This is a genomic window from Niastella sp., assembly GCF_045805085.1.
Taxonomy (GTDB): Bacteria; Bacteroidota; Bacteroidia; order Chitinophagales; family Chitinophagaceae; genus Niastella.
In genome coordinates, this window is sequence record NZ_JBJMLX010000309.1 from 1 (window position 1) to 6919 (window position 6919).

5 protein-coding genes are annotated in these 6919 nt (G+C 44.6%); 2 read left to right on the forward strand and 3 right to left on the reverse strand.

The window, feature by feature from the left end:
- Nucleotides 1-300: 300 nt before the first annotated feature.
- Nucleotides 301-1293, reverse strand: a complete 993-nt coding sequence (locus ACJ751_RS15835) for a tetratricopeptide repeat protein (protein WP_407746474.1) — start codon at nt 1291-1293, stop codon at nt 301-303.
- Nucleotides 1294-1634: 341 nt separating this feature from the next.
- Here ACJ751_RS15835 and ACJ751_RS15840 point away from each other — a divergent pair, with 341 nt between their 5' ends.
- Nucleotides 1635-2612: a hypothetical protein gene (locus ACJ751_RS15840; RefSeq protein WP_407746475.1), complete on the forward strand. Its 978-nt coding sequence runs from the start codon at nt 1635-1637 to the stop codon at nt 2610-2612.
- 23 nt (nt 2613-2635) lie between these two features.
- Nucleotides 2636-3145, forward strand: coding sequence for a DUF1772 domain-containing protein (locus ACJ751_RS15845; RefSeq protein WP_407746476.1), 510 nt, complete (start codon nt 2636-2638; stop codon nt 3143-3145).
- A 64-nt stretch (nt 3146-3209) separates the two neighbouring features.
- Here ACJ751_RS15845 and ACJ751_RS15850 read toward each other — a convergent pair whose 3' ends face one another.
- Nucleotides 3210-5087 carry a RagB/SusD family nutrient uptake outer membrane protein gene (locus tag ACJ751_RS15850; RefSeq protein WP_407746477.1) on the reverse strand — a complete coding sequence of 626 codons (1878 nt, stop codon included), beginning with the start codon at nt 5085-5087 and terminating at the stop codon, nt 3210-3212.
- A 30-nt stretch (nt 5088-5117) separates the two neighbouring features.
- Nucleotides 5118-6919: SusC/RagA family TonB-linked outer membrane protein (locus tag ACJ751_RS15855; RefSeq protein ID WP_407746478.1), on the reverse strand; the 1802-nt coding region annotated here is incomplete at its 5' end.

The following is a 6919-nucleotide window of genomic DNA, read 5'->3' on the forward strand; positions in this document are numbered from 1 at the left end:
ATAAGTTCATAACTTGTGTATGTAAGTAAAGGACTTTACATGAAATCTTGGTAACTTATGCTTCAATGTTATGAACTTATTAGTAAATGTTGTATAGATTTCCCCCAATTTAATGCAGATTGCTTCAAAAGTTACTAAGATGGCTCCAGATATTAATGAGATTGGTCCAATGTTAGTTATTGATGAGTCATAATAAGTAATATATGCGGCATTTTACATTAGATGTGGGACAAATTTTGAAAGATATATTCAAATTTTACAAAAGAGGCTGCACTTTACAGCCTCTTTTTTTTATAGAGGTCAGCTCGGGCTCCAATTGTTTTTCTCCATAATTTGTTTAAGTCTTATTTTCTCGTCTTGCGCTTGCTCTGTTAGGTTAAGTTGGTCAATTAAGCTATAACTATTCAATACGGCGTCCTTAAACCAGGGCATTTCTTTGCTCAAATTCAGAAGTTTTACAAATCCTTTCATATGCTCGTTTGTTTGAAGTAAATGAAAAGCATATTGAGAACGAAAATGTGGGCTATAATAAAATTCTTCATTTGCCCACTCCCAGGTTTCGGTATTCACATTTTTATCAGCCTTCAACCAGGCTATCGCGTAAACTGGTGAATTAAGTATGTCTCCGTCAAAGCCAAGTAAATCCTGAATTGGTAAATTCATTTGCTTGTCTTTTGGAAGTTTTATGCTTAAAATTTCGTTGTAGATTTCGTGTGATTTGTCTTGTTTGCCTGTTGTATGTAATACGTCTGCATATATTCTCTTGGTTCTAATACTGTTGTTGTCAAGTTGAATCGCCTTTAAACAATTCTGTTCTGCCTCGTTATAATTTGAAAGGATGAAATTAGTTCTGGCAAGTGCATTCCAATAATTTGGATTTTGTTCATCTCTTTCCTGTTTATGTTTATTCGCAATTTGCAATGCTCTTTCGGCGTATCTATCGTCATTAAATCTTTCAATAACCTGCCAAAGCTCTAATTGATTTCCAAATTGAGTATCCAGCAAAGAATAAACGATTCCTCGTCTGTCAGCAAGTGATTTAACGGTTCTCCATGGCTTAAATTGTTCCGGAAAACCAATTGCAAAAGGCATAACTTCATTTGTTTCCTGGTGTCTTGCCTTGATATTTACTTCCGCACCAGGTGTACATATATATCTTGGAATTGTCGCAAGAAGTTCTGTTTCAAATCGATCAATGTCAAGTTGTAGCTGGTCATCGACTTGTGACTGGTTGTCTATTGGAGAATTTTCAGATTGATTTTTCTTATTTTTTAAGAATTCAAATAGTCCCATAGGATTTGTCTGTTACTTTGTTTTAAAGGGTTCGGTTAAAATCGTTACTAACGCTTAAATATACACAGATGTTCATCAAAATGCAAGCCAGCCAGTGCAAAAAACAAATGTTATGTAAATTTTTGATCTCTGCCATTACAAAGGTGCTGTGCGTACTACCAATATTTTTACCGAGCCTAATTTAGGAGTGGGAGACAGAGTACAGGTACTATTATTAAAGTGCGGTCCTCGTTTTACCGGGCTTAAAGAAGTAAAATACTAACAACGGCCCGTGTCGGTTTTGTTCTATTTTCCGCTGGCGCACTGGGATATTTTTGGGTTCAATAATAATCGCATGTATTATGAACCGAATTATAACCGTTGCCAGCTTATTAATTTCCGTCATAGCGGGAATGGCGTATCTGCCTGCAAGCCGCGCATATGGCGGAATGGCCGCCAATTCTTCGCCGGTGCTGCTACCCAAACTATCAGATTATAATATTTTTACAGGCAACCCGCAGGCGCTTACTCCTGATAATGGGTTTCAATTGTACGAGCTGGCCACCGGCCTGTTTACTGATTATGCCGAAAAACAACGGCTCATTAAAGTGCCGGCAGGCACCCATATTACTTCAGTGAATGACGGTTTGCCACAGTTCCCTGATGGAACCATCCTGGTTAAAACCTTCTACTACTTCAACGATAAAAGAGAACCATCAAAAGGCAAACGCCTTATCGAGACCCGGCTGCTGATTAAAAATAATAACCAGTGGGTGGCAGGTACCTACGTATGGAACCAGCAACAAACCGATGCCACACTCGCCATCAGCGCGTCAAACACCCCTGTTAGCTGGATCGATGAAAAAGCTACGACCAGAAAAATTTCCTACCGCATTCCGGGCGCCCGGGATTGCGCCTCCTGCCACAACGCCAATAATACCATTATGCCGGTTGGGCTCAAAGTGCGCAACCTGAATATTTCTGTTGTGCGGAACGGCAGATCCATTAACCAGTTACTATACCTGCATGAAGCTGGCATTATGGATAACGTGAACCCGCAACAATTCTCCACCCTGCCTGCCTGGCAAAATAAAAAGTATAGTATACAGGATCGGGTACGGGCCTATCTGGATGTGAATTGTGCCCATTGCCATAGCGACCCTGGCTCCTGTGCCCGCTCCGCCGTACGCTTTGCCTGGGAAATACCGTTGTCTGCCACCCGCATTACTGAAAAGAACAACCGTATTGTGAGTTTAATGGCCAAAGGCAGTATGCCGCGTATTGGTACTACTATTGTTGATTCGGCAGCTCTTGCTTTAATTAAACAGTATTTTCAATAACAATAATATAATAACCACGTCCCATGAGTTTTGCAAACATCACTTTATTGGCTACCGCTTTTACAACAGCGCTTATCGCCGGTCTTTTTTATGCCTGGTCCTGTTCAGTAATCCCCGGATTGGGCAAGCTGACTGATGCCAATTATCTCTCGGCCATGCAATCGATGAACCGGGAGATCCTGAACCCTGTTTTCTTTATGAGTTTTATGGGTACATTGTTTTTGCTGCCGCTCACTACCTGGCTGCTGTACAACCCTTCAGCCCCGCTTCGTTTTTATTTATTACTGGGCGCTACCATTGCGTATGGCATAGGAACGTTTGGCGTAACCATCTTTGGTAATGTTCCATTGAACAATGCGCTGGATGCATTTCATCTTCAATCTGCTTCCCCTGAAGCGCTGAGTCAGCAACGGGCGTTGTTTGAAAAACCCTGGAACCAGTTACATGCCATTCGAACAATCGCCAATGCTATTGCTTTGATATTGGTATTGCTGGCTTATATTATTAAACAGGATGCTGCGAAAATAGAATAAGGCCTCCCGGTAAGCGGGAAGCCTTGATCTGTAGTATAACCAATAGACTGCGTATGAGACATCTTTACCAACCGGGAGCCTGTTTTAAGGCCGGATCTTTTGTAAGTTCATCCTGCATAATGGGAAAGTAAAAATGAGTAGGAGCCACAAACACCCAGGCCGCAACATAAAAGCGTTGCATACTGTATTTCTTTCCACCAATAGTTATTTTTCCATTGGGATCTTCAACCGGTTTCATCCCATTCACCATGCGCTGGCATTTGGGATAGGGCCAGAATTTCTGGGAGCGGGTATCATTATCGCCACCTGCTGCCTGCCAGGCCTGTTCCCGGGCCAGTTCTGTGGCACTGCTGGGTTCCAGGTATAGCCGGGCATTGAACCAACGTTTGTTCTCATAAAAGAATTCTACCCGGCGTTCCCGTTGAATGTATTCATTCGTTTTTACTTTGTCGCCTTTTATAACGGGGGGAACCGGCGCCATAAACGATCGCTGCCTGATGGTGTTGAGCAGGTTCACAATGTCATCGGCCGAGCCACCTGTTTCATTCAACGCTTCTGCATAAATAAGCATGATCTCTGGTAACCGGATGAGCGGGAAATGGATTTGAAAGCCAACGCCATTGCCGGGCCGATAATCTTCGCGGTAAAATTTGCGTAAGAAATAACCGGTGGTGGTAGAATTGGTAGCACCAATTTTGTCGGAACCGGTTGCGGTATTCTTTACCGAATTGCGAAAGGTGGCGCCATCATAAATAACATCACGGTACAGCCGGGGATCGCGTCGGATGCCTTCATAGGGGTTGGCATCGTCGTATCCATCGGTAATGGCGCGTGCATCGTAAACTGGATAACCATAACCATCAGGTGCAATGTATTCATATTCGTCAACCTGTTCCTGTACAGGCTGCTGACGCGAGCCACCGCCCTCTGAGGGGGGATAATTATCGCCCTGCCAGGCTTCGTATTTATCGTTCATGTTCATGAAAATGGCTTCCGTTTTAAATGCATTGAGATCATAAAAGAGTTGATATAAACGGGTGTACACTTTGTTGTTGCTACCTGAAACAAAATCGTTAGACCCATAATTGGTATACAGGCTGTAACGCGGCTGTCCGTTTTCCGATTTCAGGTCCAGAACCGCTTTGGCGGCGTCGCGTGCTGCCTCCCAGCGTTTGTTGTTGCGGGTGCTGTAATCAGCAGCGCCAATCCGGGTGTCGTTGGGCAACACCCCGCCATTATAGAGTGGGGTAGCGGCCATCCAGCGTACAATGGCTTTTAACGCAAGGGCGGTTCCTTTTTCTGTCCGGGCAAATTGCGGATCGGTTTGGTTTACCGGTAACAACGCTATGGCTGAATCGCAATCGGCGCAGATCTTTTCTACCAGGGAGTGAAATGTTTCCTGTGGTATGGCCAGATCGGCGTTGGGATCAACCAGGTGATCTATATAAGGGATCTCGCCATACAGCCGGGCTGCCAGGTAGTGGTACCAGGCGCGCATAAAAAAGGTTTCGCCCAGACGGATGTTTAGATCGCCGGTATTAAGTGGATTATCCGGCGTATTATACTTTCTTATTCCTGTTATGATCAAATTGGCTATCCGGATGGTAGCGTAAATATCAGCCCATTTATAACCCGATCCCGGTTGATCATATGTGTTCCACCCGCCTGTATTGAAAGCGCGCGATTGCCCGTTCTCAACGGTTGATCCGCGGCATTCATCCGTGATCGCGCTTAGGGAAAAATGCTGAAGGAACGCCAGGCCCCGTGCCCGGGAATGCAGATCGCCATATAAGTCGGTGACCAGCTTATTTACTTTTTCATAATCAGCAAAAACCTGTTGCTCGGTCATCTGGTCATCGGGTTTACGATCCAGGAAATCTTTCTTGCAGGCTGTCAATAGCAACGCAAGTATTATATATAGAGTAATGATTCTTGTGTTCATAAAAAAACTTTTACTTTCTCATTTTAATTTCTACAACGTAATATCTATTCCAAAATTCACCACCTTCATAATGGGATACCAGTTGCCATTGGCATCATTGGTTTCGGGGTCCACGTCTACTGTTTTGAGTTTATCGAAGGTTATCATATTCATTCCCTGAACGTATAACCGGGTTCGTTGCAGGCCTGCACGCTTCATCCATTTAGTAGGCAGGTAATAACCCACTTCAAAGTTCTTTAACCGCAGGTATTGCGCGTTGTATAAGAAAAGACTGCTGTAGTATTGTTTATTGTTGTCGTATTTGCCGTAATGCAGGGCCGGATAGGAAGCAGTAGCAGCAGTTTGCGGCGTCCAGCGTTGCAGGTGCATTGGCTTTACCTTTCCAATTTCATCGTTCTGGTAAAGAGGAAAATCATAAGTGGCAGGGCCGCCCAATAATAAAGAAGTATGGGTGGCGCCCTGCAAAAGGATGCTCAGGTCAAAGGATTTGTACCGGCAACTGATGGGAATGCCATACTGAATTTCAGGTACCCGCGGATAGCCTTTCGAGATCCGGTCATTCAGATCGGTGATCTGGCCGTCCCCATCGATGTCAGTATATTTTACATCACCAGGTAATACCGTGCCCCACTTTTGAAACCCGGTACCATTATTCATTTGATTCAGCTCGTCTGCTTCTTTCTGACTACCGATAAAACCATTGAAGATATAAACAAACGGTTGTCCAACCGGCAGGCCGGTGCGATACTGCCAGGGATAGCTGCGGGCCACTTCCCGTTGATAGATGATCTTGTTTCGGGCATAAGAGAAATTTGGCCGAACCGTGTAAGTAAAATAGCTGCCTATTTTATCGCTCCAGGTTATTTCAAAATCAATTCCCTTGTTGTTTACAATACCTGCATTTATTAATGGCGCACTGGTGCCTACAAGTGAAGGGAAACCCTGTTTGTCGGAACCGCTAAGGTCGGTAATGATATCGTACCGGTGTTCATGAAACAGGTCAATTGTAACAGTTAGTCGCCTGTTCATAAATTCCATATCGATACCTGCATTGATCTTGCGCGCTTTTTCCCAGGTAAGCAACGGATTGGCCAAACGGCCCGGACGGATACCACCGGGATTGTTGTTGTTTTGGGTGCCGAAATTATACGCATCGCCGGAATTATTATAGAATTGCAGGTAACCGAACCGGTTATCACTGGGATTTGAGCTTGCCTGGTCGTTGCCCACCAGTCCATAGGAGCCTCTCAACTTTAACATATTCAGCCAGCTCTGGGTCTGTTGCATGAATGGTTCATTGCTGACCACCCAACCGAGGGAAGCCGCCGGGAATTTACCATACCGGCGACCAGGTGCAAAATTCTCTGAACCATTATAACCCATGTCGAACTCAACCAGGTAACGCTGGTCGTAGTTGTAGGTAACCCGGCCGGAGATGCCCTGGTAACAGAATGGGACTTCGTTATTTTTTATTCTGATAGAACGGTTGGCCAGGATCAAACCCGATACATTGTGTTTACCGAATGATCTTACATAATCGAGCCTGAGTTGATAATAAGTGCGGCCTACATCATCATCGCGTGAATAGCTATTGCCCAGTGTGTTGTCGGTAGTGCGGCGCGGACTGCTGTACAACCCGGTATAGTGGCCGGCTTTCATGTACACATCAACTCCGTCATTGGGATAAAAGGTAGCATAGCCGGGATATTCGCGGTAGCCCTGAGATTCTGTAGGTACTGAACGGGTGATCCAGTATCCACCCTGGCGGTCGTATGAAATCATGCCTTCCAGCTTTAATCCTTTTGTCAGCGCATCGAGTTTGTAACCCATTA

Excerpts from the sequence above, each read along its gene's own strand:
- ACJ751_RS15835 (WP_407746474.1), bottom strand. The coding sequence starts at position 1,293 with ATGGGACTATTTGAATTCTTAAAAAATAAGAAAAATCAATCTGAAAAT.
- ACJ751_RS15840 (WP_407746475.1), top strand. The coding sequence starts at position 1,635 with ATGAACCGAATTATAACCGTTGCCAGCTTATTAATTTCCGTCATAGCG.
- ACJ751_RS15845 (WP_407746476.1), top strand. The coding sequence starts at position 2,636 with ATGAGTTTTGCAAACATCACTTTATTGGCTACCGCTTTTACAACAGCG.
- ACJ751_RS15850 (WP_407746477.1), bottom strand. The coding sequence starts at position 5,087 with ATGAACACAAGAATCATTACTCTATATATAATACTTGCGTTGCTATTG.